17 protein-coding genes and 2 pseudogenes are annotated in these 20,119 nt (G+C 63.2%); 8 read left to right on the top strand and 11 right to left on the bottom strand.

Annotated features, from left to right (window positions below):
- The first annotated feature begins 5 nt into the window (after positions 1-5).
- The 3 genes and pseudogenes from IVA93_RS12075 (at position 6) to IVA93_RS12065 (ending at position 4,495) form a co-directional block, all read left to right on the top strand.
- A complete protein-coding gene (locus tag IVA93_RS12075) occupies positions 6-1,004 on the top strand; it encodes an SIS domain-containing protein (RefSeq protein WP_247367350.1) in 999 nt (332 codons plus the stop codon).
- A gap of 1,515 nt (positions 1,005-2,519) precedes the next feature.
- A pseudogene (locus IVA93_RS12070) lies at positions 2,520-2,846 on the top strand (NYN domain-containing protein); the annotation flags it as partial.
- Positions 2,847-3,538: 692 nt separating this feature from the next.
- On the top strand, positions 3,539-4,495 hold the full coding sequence (locus tag IVA93_RS12065) for a LysR family transcriptional regulator (RefSeq protein ID WP_247361554.1): 957 nt from the start codon (positions 3,539-3,541) through the stop codon (positions 4,493-4,495).
- On the opposite strand, the gene IVA93_RS12060 is transcribed toward IVA93_RS12065, so the two are convergent.
- The 4 genes and pseudogenes from IVA93_RS12060 to IVA93_RS12045 form a co-directional block, all read right to left on the bottom strand.
- Positions 4,468-4,707, bottom strand: a complete 240-nt coding sequence (locus IVA93_RS12060) for a DUF2274 domain-containing protein (protein WP_247364588.1) — start codon at positions 4,705-4,707, stop codon at positions 4,468-4,470. The genes IVA93_RS12065 and IVA93_RS12060 overlap by 28 nt on opposite strands.
- A gap of 4 nt (positions 4,708-4,711) precedes the next feature.
- Positions 4,712-5,209 (bottom strand): annotated as a pseudogene (locus tag IVA93_RS12055) (TraB/TrbI/VirB10 family type IV secretion system protein); the annotation flags it as partial.
- Positions 5,210-5,785: 576 nt separating this feature from the next.
- Positions 5,786-6,568 carry an enoyl-CoA hydratase/isomerase family protein gene (locus tag IVA93_RS12050; RefSeq protein ID WP_018454799.1) on the bottom strand — a complete coding sequence of 261 codons (783 nt, stop codon included), beginning with the start codon at positions 6,566-6,568 and terminating at the stop codon, positions 5,786-5,788.
- Positions 6,569-6,708: 140 nt separating this feature from the next.
- Positions 6,709-8,799, bottom strand: coding sequence for a molybdopterin-dependent oxidoreductase (locus tag IVA93_RS12045; protein ID WP_247541621.1), 2,091 nt, complete (start codon positions 8,797-8,799; stop codon positions 6,709-6,711).
- Between the two features lie 251 nt (positions 8,800-9,050).
- On the opposite strand from IVA93_RS12045, the gene IVA93_RS12040 reads away from it, so the two are divergent.
- From IVA93_RS12040 to IVA93_RS12025, 4 genes are read left to right on the top strand one after another with little or no spacing between them, the layout of a single operon-like run.
- On the top strand, positions 9,051-10,007 hold the full coding sequence (locus tag IVA93_RS12040) for a Bug family tripartite tricarboxylate transporter substrate binding protein (protein WP_247541688.1): 957 nt from the start codon (positions 9,051-9,053) through the stop codon (positions 10,005-10,007).
- 15 nt (positions 10,008-10,022) lie between these two features.
- The gene (locus IVA93_RS12035) at positions 10,023-10,493 is read left to right on the top strand and encodes a (2Fe-2S)-binding protein (protein WP_247541618.1); all 471 of its coding nucleotides are present in this window, start codon (positions 10,023-10,025) and stop codon (positions 10,491-10,493) included.
- Complete coding sequence (locus IVA93_RS12030) at positions 10,490-12,625, top strand: xanthine dehydrogenase family protein molybdopterin-binding subunit (RefSeq protein WP_247541616.1); 2,136 nt, start codon at positions 10,490-10,492, stop codon at positions 12,623-12,625. The genes IVA93_RS12035 and IVA93_RS12030 overlap by 4 nt, the downstream gene beginning before the upstream one ends.
- Positions 12,622-13,320, top strand: a complete 699-nt coding sequence (locus tag IVA93_RS12025) for a molybdate ABC transporter substrate-binding protein (RefSeq protein WP_247541614.1) — start codon at positions 12,622-12,624, stop codon at positions 13,318-13,320. The genes IVA93_RS12030 and IVA93_RS12025 overlap by 4 nt, the downstream gene beginning before the upstream one ends.
- 9 nt (positions 13,321-13,329) lie before the next feature.
- Here IVA93_RS12025 and IVA93_RS12020 read toward each other — a convergent pair whose 3' ends face one another.
- The 4 genes from IVA93_RS12020 to IVA93_RS12005 all read right to left on the bottom strand — a co-directional run bounded on the left by IVA93_RS12020 (position 13,330) and on the right by IVA93_RS12005 (position 17,049).
- A complete protein-coding gene (locus tag IVA93_RS12020) occupies positions 13,330-14,136 on the bottom strand; it encodes an SDR family NAD(P)-dependent oxidoreductase (RefSeq protein ID WP_247297020.1) in 807 nt (268 codons plus the stop codon).
- 23 nt (positions 14,137-14,159) lie between these two features.
- Positions 14,160-15,452 carry a TRAP transporter large permease gene (locus IVA93_RS12015; RefSeq protein ID WP_247297019.1) on the bottom strand — a complete coding sequence of 431 codons (1,293 nt, stop codon included), beginning with the start codon at positions 15,450-15,452 and terminating at the stop codon, positions 14,160-14,162.
- Positions 15,443-15,991, bottom strand: coding sequence for a TRAP transporter small permease (locus IVA93_RS12010; RefSeq protein ID WP_026232817.1), 549 nt, complete (start codon positions 15,989-15,991; stop codon positions 15,443-15,445). The genes IVA93_RS12015 and IVA93_RS12010 overlap by 10 nt, the downstream gene beginning before the upstream one ends.
- A gap of 86 nt (positions 15,992-16,077) precedes the next feature.
- Positions 16,078-17,049: a TRAP transporter substrate-binding protein gene (locus IVA93_RS12005; protein ID WP_085349491.1), complete on the bottom strand. Its 972-nt coding sequence runs from the start codon at positions 17,047-17,049 to the stop codon at positions 16,078-16,080.
- Between the two features lie 322 nt (positions 17,050-17,371).
- Here IVA93_RS12005 and IVA93_RS12000 point away from each other — a divergent pair, with 322 nt between their 5' ends.
- On the top strand, positions 17,372-18,148 hold the full coding sequence (locus IVA93_RS12000) for a cyclase family protein (RefSeq protein ID WP_247297017.1): 777 nt from the start codon (positions 17,372-17,374) through the stop codon (positions 18,146-18,148).
- Here the strand turns inward: IVA93_RS12000 and IVA93_RS11995 are convergent.
- From IVA93_RS11995 to IVA93_RS11990, 3 genes are all read right to left on the bottom strand, one after another.
- Positions 18,145-18,873, bottom strand: coding sequence for a Crp/Fnr family transcriptional regulator (locus IVA93_RS11995; protein WP_018454810.1), 729 nt, complete (start codon positions 18,871-18,873; stop codon positions 18,145-18,147). The two genes, IVA93_RS12000 and IVA93_RS11995, sit on opposite strands and share 4 nt — an antisense overlap.
- A 273-nt stretch (positions 18,874-19,146) precedes the next feature.
- Positions 19,147-19,281 (bottom strand): hypothetical protein, encoded by a 135-nt coding sequence (locus IVA93_RS40760; RefSeq protein ID WP_256464733.1) that lies wholly within the window; start codon positions 19,279-19,281, stop codon positions 19,147-19,149.
- Between the two features lie 89 nt (positions 19,282-19,370).
- On the bottom strand, positions 19,371-20,081 hold the full coding sequence (locus IVA93_RS11990) for a helix-turn-helix domain-containing protein (protein ID WP_247541612.1): 711 nt from the start codon (positions 20,079-20,081) through the stop codon (positions 19,371-19,373).
- Between the last annotated feature and the right edge of the window lie 38 nt (positions 20,082-20,119).

Below are 20,119 nucleotides of genomic sequence, written 5' to 3'. Positions count from 1 at the left end.
CCGCGATGGCGAGCGAAATCGGAGAAAGCGCGGATGTTGTCGCCAAAACCCTTGGTAATCGCCCGGCCACGCGCGACATCGCACAGCGAATTGGGATTGGCTGTGCGCCCCTGTGCGTCGTGTGCGGCCGGGGCAGCTCGGGGCATGCCGGGGTTTACTTGAGATACCTTGTCGAGACGCGGCTTCGCCTTCCCGTTTCAGCCAGCGCTCCTTCGGTGATCACGGCTTTTCGCACGCCGTTGATGCTGCGCCATGCGCTGTTCATCGTGATCTCGCAATCCGGGCGCAGCCCGGATCTTGTCGCGGCGACCAGGTCGGCGCGCGCCGCGGGTGCCCGCACCATCGCCATCGTCAATGCGACGTCGTCGCCGGTGGCTGACGAAGCGGAATTCGTTGTTCCGATCGAAGCCGGACAGGAGCACTCCGTAGCGGCGACCAAGACCGTGATCGGCTCGATGGCCGCCGGCGCCGGACTTGTTGCCGAGCTGGCGGGAGATCATGCACTGCGATCAGCCCTCGACAGGCTGCCCGAGCGCCTGCACTGCGCGCTACCGCTCGACTGGTCGGGAATTGCTGACGATCTCACCAAAGCGTCAGCGGTGTTTGTGGCGGCACGGGGCCTAGGCCTGGGCTCGGCGCGGGAGATGGCGCTCAAACTTTCGGAAATCCTGCGCCTGCCTTCCATTGGTCTGAGCGCCGCCGAGCTGCAGCATGGGCCGCGCGCCGCGTTATCCTCGCGCACGCCGGTCATCATCATGCGCCTGATGGATGAAACGGCGGCCATGGTGGACGCGCTGGCAGAAGAATTGCGCGGGCAAAAAATCGCGCTTCATCTATGCGGCGGACCGCGTGGCTCGCTGCCCTGGCTGGCCGCGGATGATCCCGCCACCGACCCGATGACCATGCTGATTCCGGCCTATCGGATGATCGAGCAGGCCGCCCGGGCCTGCGGATTTGACCCGGATCGTCCACCTCGCCTGAGCAAGATCACCGAGACGTTCTGACGGCTGACCAATCGATGGCTAGTCACCGAAAGCTGGGACTTCGCACAACGCGCGGCCTTCGCTATGTTTATCTACAAGCCGAACAGGCGGTGAGTGCACCGAACGTATTGCCTGCCTTCAAAAAGGGATACTAGAAGCCGCTGGCCAATGTTAGCCTGACCGCAAAGGGGTCGATCGCTGGATGACGTAGTCCATCACGTGGCTGGGCGCGGTATGCTGCACTTGCAGAGGTTGTTAGCTATCGGTCTTGGAGGACGGGACCGCTGAGATGCCGCAGATGTCTTAACAGGGCACCGCTTCCTTCTTGTAAGTCCCCTAGAGATGCATCAGCGGTACTTCAGAGAGCGCCTAGCCTCGCGGATATTCGAGTTGCATGGCTACCATGTTGGTTGTGCGCTCTCCGTAGCGGGCTGTGATCGTATCTAAGGTATGATCGAGGGCTTCGGCCGGAGGGAGGCCGGGAAATGTTGAGACGCGCCGCACCCCGGGCCAGCTCGCGTTAGTGCGGTCGGGAATGATCCGGATCTTGTCGGGGTCTCCAGTGCCTCAGGGGTCAATGGCCCCGGCGTTGGGGTGACGATTGTGGGCTGGCTTCGGTGCCGGATGCCATCACCTCGCATCGGTCCATCAAATAGGAAAAGGTGTGTTTCATACGTGCTGGTAGTGGCCGGCCCTCGCCTTTGTCCTGACGCAGTATCTTGCGCCGTGGCCAAAGTGACAGCAAATGCCGACACTAATACGATTGCCAATTTCGACATGACGGGCTCCGTTGGCGCGCAGCAGGAACGCGCGGCGGGATAACGCGGCTTCGATAATCCTCAAGCAGGAGCTTGGCGCGAAGATGGCGGTCAGACGTCCGCTCCAGCCCCATGAAGCGGGCGTTAATGAGATGCGTCTCGAATTCGGTTATGGGGCCCAAAGGCGACGTCGCAGGCTAGACCCGACATAAACGAAAGCCGCCGATCGGGGCGGCCTCCGGGGTGCTGTGCATGTGGGGTCGCGAGCGATGGCGGATCACTGTACCACACCGACCATCAGCGCTTTACAAGCGCCCTCTGCAGGTCTGGCGGTACCTGCGGCAATTTCCTTCGCCTCGTTCGCCCAATTCGTCCTTGTTCAGGCAGGCTTGTCGCAATTCGGCGCACGCATCCCTCCGAACTGGCCGTTGGCAGGTCTCCCTGTATCGCCGACAATTTCCTTCGCCTAGCACGTCCTTGTTTTCGCAGGCTCGCCGCAATTGCTCGCATTCCCCACCTCGCATCCGGACGCCGCCCGGTACAATCTCAAGTGATTGGGAAAGCGCCGAGACTGGAATTACAAAAAGAGCAACTGCCGCCGCGGCGCCGAATGCAGCCGGCATTATCGCATCTCCGCTCCCGCCACCCTTAGGTGGCGCGCACCTCAATGGTTGGACCGGTCTGTCTCCGCTAACTGCACGTCCCTGGTAGATTACTGAGCGGCGTGGATTTGGTTCCACGGCCGGAACGAATGTGGGTCCCGCTTTGAGTCCTATGGAAGGAATTCGTCGACTCGTTCGGACGGCGCAACGTCAAGGGCAATATGGACGTCGAACTCGCGGTGCATGCCATGGAGTTGGCTGGCGATGTCGACGAAATGGTTCTGTTTCGGGCGAAAGGCGATTTCCGTTCACTGGTGGAGGCGGTGCAGCGCCGAGGCGTACGGGTGAGCGTGGTGTCGACCATCGCGACGCAGCCTCCGATGGTCGCGGACGAGCTCCGGCGGCAGGCGGACGCATTCATCGATCTAGGTGATCAACTCGATCACCGGGCGCTCGACTTGCGACCGCGTATTCATCTCCATGAAATAAGAACTGCCATCTAACGGAAGGAGCAGGTAGCTGTCGCCGCGGCGCCCGCGTCTTTCATCGGCTCCCCGGCCTGGGCCGCCGCAGGCGCAATTTGCGTGTCGGCCGGCGCATCGAGAACATCGGCGTCGCTTTAGGGACCAGGCTTCATCCGGTGCTGCCGGCGCGCTCCAAAATGGTGTGGTGAAGTGAATTGCCTCCGGAGCGCATCTGGAATCTAATGGGTCCAGCGCGCCCTCCCCCATTCGGCTTGATGCGCACGGGCGAACAATGTTCAGTTGGTTCAGCTCACATCACCAAGGGATCCGAGAGGATCGTAGACACCTTAAGTCGAGGGCACGGCGCCTGCTGCAGAGTTACTTAACGTCGAATGCGTGGCAAAAGCAGCAATACTGTCAGGTGATCGCCGGGGCGGCCGCTGCATGTCAGCCGGCGGTTTCCGATCCGAGCTTACGAAATGAGACGCTCGCTGAGCTGACGGGGGAGGCGGCTATGAACGTTGTCAAATTGCGCACTTGGAAAGCAAAGGATGAGCACGATCACTCGGCTGTACTGATCACGGATGCCTACGCAACCGTGGCCATTGCTTCTGGACGCTGGCATTTGTGTTCATAAATCTGTCATCATCTCTTGGTTGAAGTTACAACCTAAAGCTGAGGTCGAAAGATTTTTGGCCCGTCTAAAATGTGGTCTTGTTCGGCTCTCTGGGATGAATATCAACGCATCAAAGGACGGCGATACTAACCGCGCCACCATCAACAACGTCGATCTCCATCATCTCCGATCCGCAGTCGCCGCGGCCGATTGCGGTAGCTTCCGACGGGCTGCGGAACTGCTCTCCGTTCGCCATTCGGCGCTCAGCAGGTCCATCAAGCACTTCGAGCAGTCCATCGGGATGATGCTGTTCGAGCGTTCGAGCAGCGGAGTGAGGCTGACGCCCGCCGGTCGAAATGTCTTGCGGGCTGCGAGAACTATCCTGGAGCAGATCGATGCCCTTATGAAAACGCGGACATCCAGCGGTGGGTGCGAACCAGAATACCTGCGCGTGGGGTTTTGCACATCTATGTCAGCAGGCAATTTGCGCGCCACATTGCTGGACTTCAAGCGTCGCTTTCCGGCTATCGAACTAGTCACGGCGGAACGATCAAAAACTGGCTTAACGACGGCTCTCCGGAACGGCAGCCTCGATCTTCTTTTCCTTACGGGCGAGGTGCCATTGCCGGGCAACCATGTTTGGCCACTTTGGAGTGAGCGGGTGCTCATTTCCTTGCCTCAAGATCACCCGATGGCTGCACGCGATAGTATCTACTGGACCGACCTTAGGAATGAGAAGGTTTTGTTGAGCCAACACGATCCCGGGCCGGAACTCGAGGACTTGCTGACATCCAAGCTCGTATGCGCTGACCGACCGAGGATAGAACGGCACGATGTCAGCAGAGGTATCATCAAAAGCCTCATCAGCATGGGCCTTGGGATTAGCCTGGTCATGGAGTCGGAGACGGGCGCGACTTTCCCTGGCTTGGTCTACCGCGAACTGCGCGATGGAACAGGAGCTAGCAGGATTGGCTTATCCGCACACTGGCGACCTGATAACGAAAGCCCGGCCCTACTGAGCCTCCTCACACTTTTGGGTGAACGCTATCCTGCGCTTAATTCTCGCGAATAAATCGCACGCCGTACCTTCGCAAAGCCGCGATCCGTGGCCATGAAGCGCGCCAGCATGGGCGCTATCAGCTTTGCCGGATCGACGCGCTGCCCGCTTTCGATTGCCAGGGCCTCTGCATAGGCGACGAGATCCCGATGCACTGATGCTGGAATCTCAGTGGTGACCTTGACGGGCTTGTCGTCGGGCAGTGCCCCTATTCTAAGCTTGGGCAAACCGTTAGCCTCCGTATAGCGCAAGTACGAGGTCACGATTGACAAGGACACGAACCGGAAAACCAGGCCGCACGGTCAGAGTCGGCTGAATGTTGAGACTGCGCCGAACCACCTGCTGTCCGGTCTGGTTAAGGGAGTCGGAGGCGCCGTGTCGCAATGCCTGGATGATTGCGCTGTCGTTGCTGTTGGCGTCCGAGCCGGCACCTAGTTCGGTCCCGACCGCCAGAAACGTCGATAATGCCGCAGCCTTGAATAGCTCACCCCAGTGATTGTCGACCTGGTCTTTGAGGCCTGCATACCCGGCGGTATCAGCGCCAGGCTGCCGCTCGAGAACAATCGAACGTCCATTTGGCATGATCAGGCGTGTCCAGACGAGCAGTACACGTGACTGGCCGAAGGTGACCTGACTGTCGTACATGCCGATCAGACGCGCTCCCTGAGGCACAAGCAGAAAGCGCCCGGTCGGCGTGTCGAAAACATTTTCGGTCACCTGCGCTGTAATTGGCGCCTTCGACATTTCGCATTATCGACCCAGCGAGCGGCCAAATAGCGTCAGAATCGTGCATCCGAAGAATGGAGACGAGGCTTGGTGGCCACTATCAGACGAAACGGGCACCCCTCTCTTTCCTGAGCTTATGGAGGAACTCGACGAGATCAAGAGGACCACCCTCTCCGGTCTGGTATTCCGTCGTGATCATGCGCATCGTCAGTCGGCAATCCCGCTACCATGGATTACCCCACGCAAGGATCTCCGCTATCTACGTAGTGTGGTAAAAACCATCATCACAGAGGCTGGCCTACGTCAGGAGCTTTCTTTTAGGTCTTTCCGACACGGAGGATTTACCGAGGGCGCCGACAGCGATCTCACGGATGCAGAGTTGCGCGCGGCTGGTCGTCATAGATCAAGTCGCCAACTGCCAACCTACGCCAAGCGTACGGCCAGGCAGTTGATCATTGCCACAAAAAAGCGTCGCGAAGAGCGGACAAGATCTCTCCTTATTCGGCTAAACGCCAATCTCCCCTCGGAATAATGGCACGTCGGCCGATGGCAGCACGATCAATGCGCTGAAAGGATCGCCTATTTTCCCGTCCACACCGGCTTGCGCTTCTCGCTGAACGCCTTCAGCCCTTCCTTGGCATCCTCGGTCATGGCAAGCAGCGCGATCTGGCTTTCGGTGTAGGCGATGCTCTCGTCGAACGACATCGAGGCGATGGCGCGCATCGCGTATTTGCCGCGACGGATCGCGGTCGGGGATTTGTCGACGATGCGGCCGATCAGCCAGTCGACCTTGGCATCCAGCTCGGCCGTGGGCACGACGTAGTTCAGCAGGCCTGCTGCCAATGCCGCTTTCGCGTCGAACGGCTCGCCGGTCAACGCCCATTCGTTGACGAGGCGCGGTGGCGCGATCGCCTGCAACAGGCTCAACACCTGCATCGGGAACACGCCGACCTTCACTTCCGGCAGGCCGAAGATGACGTGATCGGCGGCGACGGCCATGTCGGTCATGCAGAGCAGGCCCATGCCGCCTGCCATGCAGACGCCGCTGAGGCGCGCAATCGCGGGCTTGGTCGCGTTCTGCGACAACCGCAGCAGATCAGCATAGTCGACATTCGGCTTCGAATGATCCATCGCGAAGGCCGCGCCGGAGTTCTGCAGATCCGCGCCGGCGCAGAACGCCTTGTCGCCCGCGCCCGTCAGCACGATGATTCGGACATCCTTGTCGTCATGCGCGTCGCGATAGCCGCGCGTGATGCCGGCGATGACCTCGCCATTCAGCGCATTGCGTTTCTCGGGCCGGTTGATGGTGATCCAGAGCGCCTGCCCGCGCTTCTCGGTGATCACGGCTGTGGTGTCGGTCATGGCGCGCTCGCTTCCTTGGGCTCTCCGTTTTGCAGCCATTTGCGGCAGCTCGGGCCAAAGGTGCAAGGGCAATTTGCGGCGCGGCGCCGCTTTAGCGTCTCGACACAAACTTGTAACCCCATCGAAGCGCATGTTGCGGATCAGGCCGCCACCACTTTCCTGATCCAGACCTTGTTGTCGTGGAAAGCGGCGCCGCCGATCGGCGCGATCGTGTCCGCGCCCGTCAGCATGTTGATGCCGCGGTTACCGATATGGTTCTTGTTGGGATGAACGGACTCCGCGATCAGCACGCCGCGGCGCACGCCCTCGAACAGCGTGGCGATCAGCGTTGTCTCGCCGCGGGCGTTGCCGAGCGTCACGGCGTCGCCATGGGCGATGTCGAGCGCGGCCGCATCCAGGGGATGGATCATCACGCTCGCCTTGCCCTCGCGCGCCTGGGAGGACGGCGTCTCGTTGAAGGTCGTGTTGAGGAAGCTGCGCGACGGGCTCGTGGCAAGCCGGAACGGATGGGCTCGGTCGGAATGCTCGATCACCGCCCAATGGTCCGGCAGCGACGGCATCTTGTCGAAGTCACCCATCGTCTGGCCGAACGGCGGATGCGCCCAATCCGCTTTGAAATGGAATTTCCTGTCGGCGTGGGCGAATCCGTCGAGATAATGCGACGTGCGGAAATCCGGCTGCAGGTCGCGCCAGAGGTCGGCTTCGAGGCCGGCAATGTCGCCGTGGTCGCTGAGCTTCAGCGTCGCGTCGATCAACTCGCGCGGCGTCAGCTCGAACCCCGGATGACTGGCGCCAAGCCGCGGCGCCAGCGCCTGTAACACCTCGTGGTTGGAGCGGCATTCCCCGGGCGGGTCGATCAGCTTCGGGCCGACCGAGATGTGCTGGTGGCCGCCACCGTAATAGAGATCGTCATGTTCCATGAACATCGTCGCCGGCAGCACGATGTCGGCCATCTCAGCCGTCTCGGTCATGAACTGCTCGTGCACCGCGACGAACAGATCCTCGCGCGCAAACCCCTGCCGCACGAGTGCCTGCTCTGGCGCCACTGTCATCGGGTTGGTGTTCTGGATCAGCAGCGCCTTGACCGGACCCTTGCCGTGCAGAGCCTTGGAATCGCCGGTCAGGATGCGGCCGATCTGCGACTGGTCAAGCGCGCGGATAGCTGGGTCGATGGCGTCGTGGCCTTCGATGATGGCTTCGTTGAAGTGCCACAGCGCGAAATTGTTGAAGAAGGCGCCGCCGCCTTCATATTGCCAGGCGCCGGTCACCGCGGGAATGCAGTTCGCAGCATGCATCTGCGCCGCGCCGTTGCGCGAGCGGGTGAAGCCGTAGCCGAGCCGGAAGAAGGTCCGCTTGGTCTCGCCGACCAGTTTGGCAAAAGCCTCGATCTCCGCCGCCGGCACGCCCGAGATCGCCGACGCCCATTCGGGCGTGCGCGTCTTGAGATGCGCCTCGAGCTCGTCAGGGCAGTCGGCGTACTTGTCCATATAGGCGCGATCGGCATAGCCGTCGCGGAACAGGACATGCATCACGCCGCAAGCGAACGCGCCGTCGGTGCCGGGCCGCAGGATGATCTTGATATCCGCTTGCTTCATGGTCTCGTTGTCGTAGATGTCGACGGCCGCGATCTTGGCGCCACGCTCCTTCCGCGCCCGGGCAGCGTGCGTCATTACGTTGACCTGCGTGTTCACGGGATTGGTGCCCCAGATCACCACCAGATCGGACAGCGCCATCTCGCGCGGATCGACGCCGGCGATCTTGCCGGTGCCGATCGCGAACCCGATGCGGCCGACATTGGCGCAGATGGTCTGATAGAACCGCGAATATTTCTTCACATGGGTGAGGCGGTTGAGACCGTCGCGCATCACCAGCCCCATTGTGCCGGCGTAATAATAGGGCCAGATTGACTCCGCGCCGAATTCGCGCTCGGCCTGGTTGAAGCGATCCGCAATCTCGTCCAGCGCCTCGTCCCAGCTGATCCGCGCAAATTGGCCGGAGCCCTTCGGCCCGGCGCGGCGCATGGGATACGTCACCCGATCGGGATGATGGATACGCTCGGCATAACGGGCGACCTTGGCGCAGACCACGCCGGCCGTATAGGTCTGCTTTTTCGAACCGCGGACACGACCGATGCTGCGCCCCTCGACCACCTCGATGTCGAGGGCACAGGCCGACGGGCAATCATGCGGACAGGTCGAATGGCGGATTTCGATCTTGGCGTGCTGGTTCATGTCCAATTTGGTAACACCAAACTACCTGTCAGCCGAGGGTATTTATCCGGCAACGCCCATGCGATTTGCTCAGACCGCGTGCGCCGCCGGTTCCTGCCGCGACCGCGAAGGCGGCGCCGCCACACCGAAAACCGCCGGATATTCCAGGCGCCATCGGCTTTGTGAGGCGTCGACAGTCCGCCTCCCCTGCCGCTACAGTGCCAAGCAACAAGAACGACATCAGGGAGGTGGGTGTGACGGCCCGACAATTCATGCTGGCGCTGGCCGCCGGTCTGCTCTGCACCTTCGCCGCAGCCCCGTCCCTGGCGCAGGATTATCCCAACCACACGGTCCGGATCGTCGTGCCCTTCGGCGCCGGCGGGCCCGCCGATGTCGCGGCCCGGCAGATCGGCAATGCGCTCCAGGAGAGTTTTGGCCAGTCCTTCGTGATCGAGAACCGCACCGGCGCGGGCGGCGTCATCGGCACGGTCGAAGCGGCGAAGTCGCCCCCCGACGGCTACACGCTGCTGATGATGTCCAACACCCAGACCGCGAACGAATCGCTGCTGACGCCGGACAAGCGCAAATACGAGCTGATGCGCGACCTCGCGCCGATCGCACCGGTGAACTCTTCCGATCTCGTCATCGTGGTGAACCCGCAAGTCGCAGCGAAGACGCTGCAGGAGTTCGTCGCCCTCGCCAGGTCGCAGCCGGGCAAGTTGAACTACGCCTCGTCCGGCCAGGGCACGCCCTATCACATGGCCGGCGAGCTGTTCAAAGCCATGGCCGGCATCGATCTTGTCCATGTTCCTTACCGCAACAGTGGCGAGGCGCGCAGCGGCGTGATCGGCGGGCAGGTGCAGATGATGATCGACGCGGTGCCGACGATGGCGCCGAACATCGGCGAGAACCAGGTCCGCGCGCTCGCGACCACCGGCAAGCAGCGCTCAGCCGTGCTGCCGAACGTGCCGACAGCGATCGAGGCGGGTGTCGCAGGCTATGAAGCCACGATCTGGCTCGGCCTGATGGCTCCGGCCGGCACGCCGAAACCCGTGATCGACAAGCTCAATGCCGCCGTGAACGCAATGGTGAAGCGTTCCGACATCGTCAAACTCTGGACTGCGCAGGGCGCGGTGCCCATGTCGATGACGCCGGAGGAATTCGACAAGTTCCTGCGCGGCGACATCGAGAAATGGGCCGATGTCGTCAAGAAGTTCGACAAGTCCTGAGGCCGCAGAGCGACAATGCCGACCATTCAATTCCAGCTCAACGGCACGGCCGCGGCCGTGGATGCCGATCCGGATCAGACGCTGCTGGATGTGCTGCGCGGCCGGCTCGGCGTCACAAGTCCGCATTTCGGCTGCGGGGCCGGCGAGTGCGGCGCTTGCCATGTCATGGTCGGTGATCGCGCGATGGCCTCCTGCGACATGCCGATGTGGTCGGTCGCCAACAAGGAGGTCGTCACGGTGGAAGGCCTCGGCACCGCGGAGCAACCGCATCCGCTGCAACGCGCCTTTATCTCCGAGCAGGCGATGCAATGCGGCTATTGCGTATCGGGAATCCTGATCAGCGCGGCGGCGCTGCTGAAGCGCAATCCGTCGCCGACGGAGGCCGAGGTGAGAGCCGCGCTCGATCGCAATCTGTGCCGCTGCGGATCGCACAACCGCATGGTCCGCGCCGTGTTGCGGGCGGCCGCGGAGATGGCGACATCATGAGTGTGCCGTCCCCTGCCCCGACACTGCCGGTCAGCCTTGCGGCCAATCCCAAGCTGTCATCCTGGGTGAAGCTCATCGGCGAGGGCCGTGTGGCGATCTCGCCCGGCAAGGTCGAGATCGGACAGGGCATCGTCACGGCCCTGGCGCAGATCGCAGCCGACGAGCTCGACGTCGATATTGGTCGCATCGAGATGATCCGCGCCTCCACGGCGGCAAGCCCGAACGAGGGCGTCACCTCGGGCAGCCTTTCGATCCAGCAGTCCGGCCGCGCGCTGCGCCACGCCTGTGCCGAGGTGCGCCAGCGCTTCCTCGCCGCCGCATCCGAACGTCTCGGTGTCGATGCATCGCTGCTCGAGATCGATGACGGCACGATCTCGGGCCCCGGCAATGTCAGGACCAGCTATTGGGAGTTGGCCGGCGACGTTTCGCTCGACCGCGACGCCAATGCGGGCGCGACGGCGAAGATTGTCGCCAAGCGCACTGTGGCCGGACATTCGGTCCAGCGTTTCGACATTCCCGACAAGGTGTTGGCACGGGCGCGCTTTATCCATGACTGTCCGCTGCCGGACTTGCTGCACGGACGCGTGCTGCGGCCGGACATCTCGGGCGCCAGGCTGATCGCGCTCGACGAGACGGCGACGATAGCCGTTCCCGGCCTCGTCGCGATCGTCCGCGATGGCGGTTTTTCCGGCGTGGTCGCCGACAGCGAGGCAGCGGCGGAAGCCGCGCTGAAAGCCTTGCGCAAGGGCGCGACATGGTCGGCCGGCGAGCCGCTGCCAGATGAAGATGATCTGGCGGGCTTCCTGAAGGGCCAACCGGTCGAGACTGATGTCATCGACACCAGGACCACTGCGGCGACGATAAAGAAAGCTGCTCGCACCCTCCGCCGGCAATACATCCGTCCCTACATCGCGCACGCTTCGATCGCACCGTCCTGTGCGATGGCCCAATGGAACGGCGATCGCGTCCACGTGTGGACCCACAGCCAAGGCGTCTACCTGCTGCGGGCCGACCTCGTGATCGTGCTCAAGCTGCCGCCAGAAAACATCGTGGTCGAGCACATGGAAGGCGCGGGCTGCTACGGACACAATGCTGCTGACGATGTCGCGCTGGATGCCGTGCTGCTGGCGAAAGCTGCCGGCGGCCGTCCGGTGCGGGTGCAGTGGTCGCGCCACGACGAGATGTCCTATGCACCGTTTGGCGCGGCGATGGCGATCGAGATCGAGGCCGATCTCAATGCGGACAACGAGATCGTCGGCTGGCGCCATGCGATCTGGAGCAACGGCCACGCGGCGCGGCCGGGGCGCGCGGCGCAGCCCGCGCTGCTCGCCGCAACCGAGATTACGAACCCCTACCCGCGCTTGATCTCGACCAATCCGCCCCCAGCCAATGGCGGCGGCGGCGACCGCAACTCCGTTCCGCTCTACGACCTCCCGTCCTGGACGGTCACGAGCCACCGGCTGCTGACGATGCCGGTGCGGACCTCGGCGCTGCGCACACTCGGCGGACAAGGCAATGTGTTCGCCATCGAGTCCCTCCTCGACGAGGTCGCCGCCCTGCGCGGCGAAGACCCGATCGCGTTCCGCTTGCGCCATCTGCGCGACGAACGCGCGAAGGACGTCATCCGGGCCGCGGCACGACGCGCGCAGTGGAAACCGGAGAAGCAGGCCGGCATCGGTCATGGCGTCGGCTTCGCCCGCTACAAGAATACGGGGGCCTATTGCGCCGCCATTGCGGAGGTCGAAGGCACTGAAGACATCCGCGTCAAGCGGCTGACGCTGGCGGTCGATGTCGGCGAGGCCATCAACCCGGACGGCGTCATCAACCAGATCGAGGGCGGCGCGATCCAGGCGACGAGCTGGGTGCTGAAGGAGCGCGTCCGCTTCGACCGCACGCGCGTCACATCGACGTCCTGGACCGACTATCCGATCCTCACCTTCAGCGAGGTGCCAATGGTGGATGTCGAGATCGTGCAGCGGCCGGAGATCGAGCCCGTCGGCGCCGGCGAGGCCGCCCACGGCCCGGTGACGGCCGCGATCGCAAATGCCGTTTACGATTGCCTCGGCGTGCGCGTGCGCGACCTGCCGATCACCCGCGACAAGATCATTGCAGCCATGGAGCTGCCATCGTGACGACACTGAGCATTTTGAGCGGAGGCGCGGCGCAAGGCCTGGTGCGCGGCCTCAGCGATCCCTTCAAGACGCAGACCGGCTTCGGCATCGACGGCGAGTTCGGCGCGGTCGGCATCATGGCCGACAAGCTGCGCGCGGGGACGGCGGCCGATCTGGTGATCCTGACGCAGGCGCTGCTTGCAAAGCTTGCCGAAGAGCAGCTCGTCAGTCCCGCCTCGATCTCGGATGTCGGGCGAGTCGAAACCGCGCTGGCGGTCCGCAGCCGCGATCCCAGGGTGACAGTGAAGACTGAAGCCGATCTGCGCGAAGTACTGCGCAGCGCCGATGCGATCTACGTCCCGGACACGAAAGCCTCGACCGCCGGACAGCATGTCGCAAAGGTCCTGGATCAGCTCGGCATCTCCTACGAGGTCGCCTCGCACCTCAAGATCTTTTCCAACGGCGCGACCGCGATGCGGGAGCTTGCGGCATCCAGCGCCGCGCATCCGATCGGCTGCACCCAGGCCACCGAAATCATCGCGACCGACGGCATCGCACTGTCAGGAGCGCTGCCGCCGGGCTGCGAGCTCGTGACGATGTACACGGCCGGCGTGACCACGCGGGCCGCACATCCGCAAGAGGCGGCCGCGCTGATCGCGTTGCTGACCGGCGCAAACCGCAAGGGGCTTCGCCAGCGCGCCGGCTTCACCGGGTAGGTAAGCGCCCTACGTGTGCAACTGGGTGAGGCCGGTCGGCGGCCCGTCGACGGCAGTCCAGCCGCCATCGACGAACAGCGTGCTGCCGCTGACATAGCTCGCGGCGTCCGAGGCGAGATAGGCGACGGCGGTCGCGACCTCGTCGGCGCTGCTCCAGCGGTTGAACACGGTGTGGCCGGCATAGAGATTGTAGATGTCGGGACGCTGCTTGAACGGGCCGGTCAGCGCGGTCTCGGCGATGCTCGGCGCGATCGCGTTAACGCGCACGCCGGAGCGTCCAACCTCAGAAGCAAAGCCCTTCACCAGCAGGCCGATCGCCGCCTTGGTCGAGCCGTAGACGCCGAGGCCCGGCTCGATCGTCACCGCCCGCACTGAGGAGCAGGCAATGATGCTGCCGCCCTTCTGCTCGACCATGATGCGGCCGAAGGCCTGGAAGAACCAGACCGTGCCCTTGATATTGAGGTTGAGGACGCGGTCGAGATCCTCCTCGGTGTAATCGAGGATGGTCTTGCGGATGTTGAGCCCGGGCGTCGTCACCGCGATGTCGAGCCGCGAAAATTTCTGCATCACGGTCTTGGCCAGCGCATTGACGTCCGCAGCGCTCGCGGCGTCACACCCAGCCGCTTCGGCCCAGCCGCCCTTCTCACGAATGCCGGCGGCAGTTGCTTCGGCGGCGTCAAGCGCACGATCGGCGCAGACGACACGGGCGCCGAGCCCAGCCAGCGCCTCGGCCGACGACTTGCCGATGCCGGAGGCGGCGCCGAGCACCACGGCCGTCTTGCCGGTGAGATCGAAGAGCTTGCGATAGTCAGTCACGGATAGATTCTCCTGTATTGCTGCTATCCCTTGTAGCCCATCAGCAGGCGCGGCAGCCACAGCGAGAAGGCGGGGACGTAGGTCACGAACATCAGAGCTGCGATCAGGGCGGCGTAGAACGGCAGGATGGTGCGCATCACCGCGCCCACCGAGATGCCGCCGATGGCGCAGCCTACGAACTGCGTCGTCCCGACCGGCGGGGTGTTCAGCCCGAGCGCGCAGTTGATCAGCATCAACATACCGAACTGCACCGGATCCATGCCCGCCTTCATCGCGATCGGCAGGAAGATCGGCGTGCAGATCAGGATGGTCGCCGCCATGTCCATGAACGTGCCCAGCACGAACAGGATGACGTTGATGAGCAGGAAGATGACCCAGGGCTGCGTCGAGACCTTGCTCATCATCTCGCCGGCGAAGTCGGCGACCTCATAAAGCCCCATCAAATACTGGAACATGGTGGACACGCCGATCAGCAGCAGCACCACGCCCGTGGTCTTCACCGCCTTGGCCGCGGCGCGCAGGAAGTTCGGCAAGGTCATGGTGCGGTAGATGAAGAACGTCAGCAGGATCGTGTAGGTGACCGCGACGGCCGCGGATTCGGTGGCCGTGAACACGCCGGACAGGATGCCCGCCAGGATGATGCCGACGATCAGAAGGCCGGGCAGAGCGGCTGCGAGCGAGCGAAAAACCGCGGGCCAGCCCGGGAACTTGCCGGCCGGATAGCCTCGCTTCACCGCGACCGCGTAAGCGGCGACCAGCATGCACACCATCAGCACCAGGGCCGGCAGGAGGCCGGCGGCGATCAGCGCGCCGATCGAGACCTTGCCGCCGGCGGCGAGCGCATAGATGATCATGTTGTGACTGGTCGGCATCAGTGCTCCGACCAGCGAGGCATGGGTGGTGACGTTGACGGCGTAGTCGGTGTCGAAACCTTCCTTCTTCATCATGGGGATCATCACCGCCCCCATCGCCGACACGTCGGCCACGGGCGAGCCGGAGACGCCGCCGAACAGCGTGCAGGCGACCACGTTCGACATGCCGAGCCCGCCGCGGATGTGTCCGACGAGATTCTTGGCAAGCTGCACGATCTTGTCGGCGACGCCGCCATGCAGCATCAGCTCACCGCTGAAGACGAAGAACGGGATGGCGAGGAAGGAGAAGATGTTCATCCCCGACATCATCTGCTGGAAGATGACCGCGACCGGCAGGCCTTCGTAGAGGATGGTGCAAATCGCCGAGAGGCCGATCGCGAAGGCGACCGGGACGCCGAGGACCAGGAAGCCGAAGAAAGTGGCGCCGAGGATGATCAGTTCCATGAGGGGACGACCTCTTCGCCGCGCAGGAGAGCGATGATGTGCTCGATTGAAAAGGAGACGATGAGGACGCCGGAGGCGATCAGCGGCACGTAGCGGATGACTTCGGGCAGCCCGAGATTGGGGATCTTCACGGTTCCGACCGACGCTCCGAGGATCCAGCCGTTATAGGCCATCGCGACGCCGAAGCCGGCGACCAGGACGTGGATGACAAGCTCGATCTTCTCCCGCGCGCGATCCGGCAGCATCACCAGCAAACTGTCCATGCCGATATGTCCGGCATCGCGCACGCCGACGGCGGCGCCGATCAACGTGACATACAGGATAAGAACCAACGCAAGGTTCTCCGTCCAGGTCGGGCTGGAATTGAGCACGTAGCGTCCGAACACCTGGTAGAAGACGATGGTGACGATGACGAGCAGCCCGGTCACCGACAGATACATCCCTAGCCGAGCGACGGGAGCATTGATCCGGGACAGCAAGCCGGTGGACGGGCGTCCGGCTACGTCCAGTTCGTGGTCTGCGACGTGAGGGTCTGTCATCCAAGTCTCCTTGCAAGTCTCCTTGCGCGCGTCCAATGCGTCGGTCCGGCGTCGCCAGTCGGCAACGCCGGACCGGCGCTATGGTCTTACTTCGTGTCCTGGATACGCTTGACGAGGCTCTTCAGCTTCTCGTCACCCGCGAACTTGTCGTACACCGGCTTCATCGCGTCGACGAATTCCGCCTTGTTGGCGATCGTCACGACCTGAACGCCGGCCGCTTCGACCGTCTTGCGGGAGGCCTGCTCGCGTTCGTCCCAGAGCTTGCGCATGACGGGCACCGATTCCTTGGCCGCCTTGCGGACCATCGCCTGGTCCTCCTTGCTCAGCGTGTCCCAGACCGTCTTGGACATCACGAGAACTTCGGGCGCCAGGGAGTGCTCGGTGACGTTGTAGAACTTGGCGGCCTCGAAGTGGCGCGAGGACTCGTAAGAGGGCCAGTTGTTCTCGGCAGCGTCCACCAGACCGGTCTTGAGAGCGGTATAGACCTCGCCATAGGGCATCGGGGTCGGATTGGCCCCGAGGCTCTGGATCATGCCGACCCACAGGTCGGATTGCTGGACGCGAATTTTCAGACCCTTGACGTCCGCGAGCGACTTGATCGGTGCCTTGACGGTGTAAATGGACCGGGCGCCGCTGTCGTAATAGGCAAGGCCGATCAGGCCTGCGGGCGCCATGGCCGCCAGGATCTCGTCGCCGATCGGGCCGTCAAGGACAGTGCGCATGTGCTGCGTGTCCCGGAAGATGAAGGGCAGGCACAACGCGATGGTTTCCGGCACGAAGTTGTTCAAGGGCGATGCGTTGATCCGCATCATGTCGAGGGCGCCGATCTTGAGCTGCTCGATGGTGTCCTTCTCGGAGCCCAGCGCACCGTTGGGGAACACCTTCACGCCGAGCTTGCCGCCGCTCGCCGCGGCGAGCTGCTTGCCCATGAACTTGACGGCCTCGACGGTTGGATAATCGGCGGGATGGATGTCGGCGGAACGGAAATCGCGTGCGGTCGCCAAGGGGGCTGAGACCGCCAGCAGAGCGGCTGCGATGACGCCGGTGAGTATCTTCATCTGGGCTTCCTCCTGAGGTGATTATATCGTTGGGCAGATGCTGCGGGCCGCCTTGGGTCGCTCCACTTCCGGTGTGAAGTCAAGCGCCATCGTCGTCCCTAGGGCGCGCGGCATTCTCTGTCCAAGCCAAATCCGGCATCGATCAATGCTAGAGTTGCATCGATGGATCAGACCGGCTTTGGGCAGACAGCCGGCTCCTCGTCCAGTTTTTCCGAAATCATATGTCGTCTGACGCTGCAAGCGTTCATGCGCGTTGCTTGACGCCGCCGGTGCGGTCCTCTCAAGATGCTGCGAAGCAAAAGGGACATCCCGAGGAATGCCTATGCCGCGGAAGCTGATCGACATCTCCGTGCCGCTCAGAAACGACGTGACGGCGGATCCGCCGGGCAATCACCCGACGATCCAGTACATCGATCACCAGCAGGGCCTGCCGCGGATGCTGCAGTTCTTCGACGGCCTCACGGCACAGGATCTGCCGGACGGCCAGGGCTGGGCCGTCGAGCAGGTCTCGCTGTCGACCCATAACGGCACGCATCTCGATGCGCCCTGGCACTTCCATCCGACCATGAATCGCGGCGAGCGGTCATGGACGATCGACGAGGTCCCGCTGGAATGGTGTTTTCAGCCCGGCGTGAAGCTCGACTTCCGGCATCTGCCCGACGGCTACGTGGCGAGCGCCGACGACGTCGAGAAGGAGTTGAGGCGGATCGGGCATGCGCTGTCGCCGCTGGAGATCGTCGTCGTCAACACCGGCGCCGGCGCCAGGTTCGGCCAAGCCGATTATGTCAACTCAGGCTGCGGCATGGGCTACGAGGCCACCATGTATCTGCTCGACCGCGGCGTGCGGCTGACCGGCACCGACGGCTGGAGCTGGGACGCACCGTTCGTCCACACCGCGAAGAAATATGCCGAAACGAAAGATGCCGGCCTGATCTGGGAGGGCCACAAGGCGGGGCGGCACATCGGCTATTGCCACCTCGAGAAGCTGCACAATCTCGACCAGCTGCCTTCGACCGGGTTCACCGTCTCGTGCTTTCCGGTGAAGATCGAGCGGGCCTCCGCGGGCTGGACCCGCGCCGTCGCGATCATCGACAGCTAGCTGTCGAGCCCGCTCTCGGCGAGTTCGCGCAAGGCATTAATGTCGAGCACGACGATGGCGCCGTGCTCGAGGCGAACCCAGTTGCGGCCCGCCCAGGCGCGCAATTGCTTGTTGATGCTCTCGCGCGTCATCCCCACCATCTCGCTGATCTCCTGCTGCGTGATGGCGAGCGTGCCGCTGCCGGAGTCGAACTTGCGCTCTTCGGTGAGGCCGAGCAGCGCGCTCGCAAGCCGGCCCGGCAGATTTTGCAGGATCACCTGCTCGACCTGCTGACTGGTCCAGCGCAGGCGCGCGCAGAGCAGCTCGATGAATTTCATTGCGAGCGCCGGCTGGCTCTTCACGAACGGCAGGAAGTCCCGGCGATCGATGATGTAGAGCTCGCAATTGGTGTTGGCGGTCGCATCGGCCGACCTGGGGGCGCCGTCGAGCACCGCTATCTCGCCGAAGATCTCTCCGGGACCGATCAGATTGAGAATGGCGTTACGGCCGTCGGGCGACGACGAGGAAATCTTCACCGTCCCTGTGATCACCGCGAACAGATTGTTGCCGGGATCGCCCTTGGCGGCGATCGTCGCGCCGCGCTTCACCGTCGTGTGCTTGGCGTAACGGCAGAGCTGATCCAGCGCCTCCGGCTCCAGATCCGCAAAGATCGGGTGCTTGCGCAGGACCGATAATTTATTCCCCGCCGCTTGTCGGGGGTCGTCGCCGGTCTTGTCCTGAGGCACGCCACTGGGCTCCTAAGACTGCGAGGCACTGGGGTCCCTGCGTAGTCAGTGTAGCCCAGTTTTTCAACCGGAAAGCATGCGCCCTATTTGAGGCAAACGCGGCGAAAATGCCGCGGTCAGGCGTGAAGCCGGCAGCCGAAGGATGAGCCAATGCGTCCCAGTGGATGCAGAGTTGCAAGTGCGGCACGCCACCTTGCGTTGAGGCGCTGCCAAGCGTCCCGAACTCGCACGGCATAGCCCGCCCCGCGGGCGCCGCAGGATGGGACGGTGATCTCAGAAGCTTCGACGCTTGACGTCCGACTCGGGCCGGCCTGCACTGGTTTGCCGGTCTGCCCAGACCAGAGCCCCGGCGAAGGTGACAAAGATTGCCACGACAATGGTGCTCATAAGCAACGCGTCAGCCGGCATGATGCTCTCCCCTGTGGTTTTGAGCATTATTCGGGGCACCCGGCCGAATGCATTGATCCCGATCAAAATCGAGCCGCGCTGCGTTGGAATCAGGCTGCGGCCAAGGCCTCGACCTTCGCCGGATCGAGCAGGCTGATCCCGCCATGAATGATCTCGATCACGCCGTGGCGCTCCAGCTTGGTGAAGGTGCGGCTGACGGTCTCGATGGTCAGGCCGAGGTAGTCGGCGATGTCCTGGCGGCTCATTGGAAGCGGAACCGTGTCCAACGCCCGCTTCAGGGAGACCAGCCGCTCGCGCCAGCCGAGCAGAAAGGCCGCAACCTTTTCGTCGGCCGAACGGCGGCCGAGCAGGACCATGTGGTCCCGGGCCTGGCTCAGCTCGCGAATCGCCAGCTCGTTGATCCGCCTGAGGAGATGCGGCCGGTCCTCGATGAAACGGCCGAAGGGTGACTTCGCGAACTGGCATACGGTCACCGCGCCGATCGCATCGGCCGAAAAATTGTGCCTGCCAGAAATATTCATCCCCAGGAAATCGCCGGGCAAGGCAAAGCCCACGATCTGCCGGCGGCCGTCGGGCAGCAGCTTGTACAGCCGCATGACGCCCTCGAGGAGGTTGTAGAACGAGGTCGTGATGTCCTCCTCGGAGAACACAGTCTCGCCTGAGGAAAAATGGACGCGCCGGCCGAGATGCTCGAATTCCCGAAGCTCGGCCGCATCCAAAGACGAACAGACCGCTGATGCGCGGACGGCGCAATCGCCGCAGAGCTGCCAGTTCGGCTCAATCGTGACTACGGGCTTCATCGACCACTCCAAGCGCCGGCTGCCCATCAGGCCATCCC

Origin of the sequence: Bradyrhizobium sp. 155 (assembly GCF_023101105.1) — a bacterium.
GTDB classification, from domain to species: domain Bacteria; phylum Pseudomonadota; class Alphaproteobacteria; order Rhizobiales; family Xanthobacteraceae; genus Bradyrhizobium; species Bradyrhizobium canariense_D.
The sequence above is the reverse complement of the archived record's forward strand: the minus strand, read 5'-3'. Positions and strand labels throughout refer to the sequence as shown.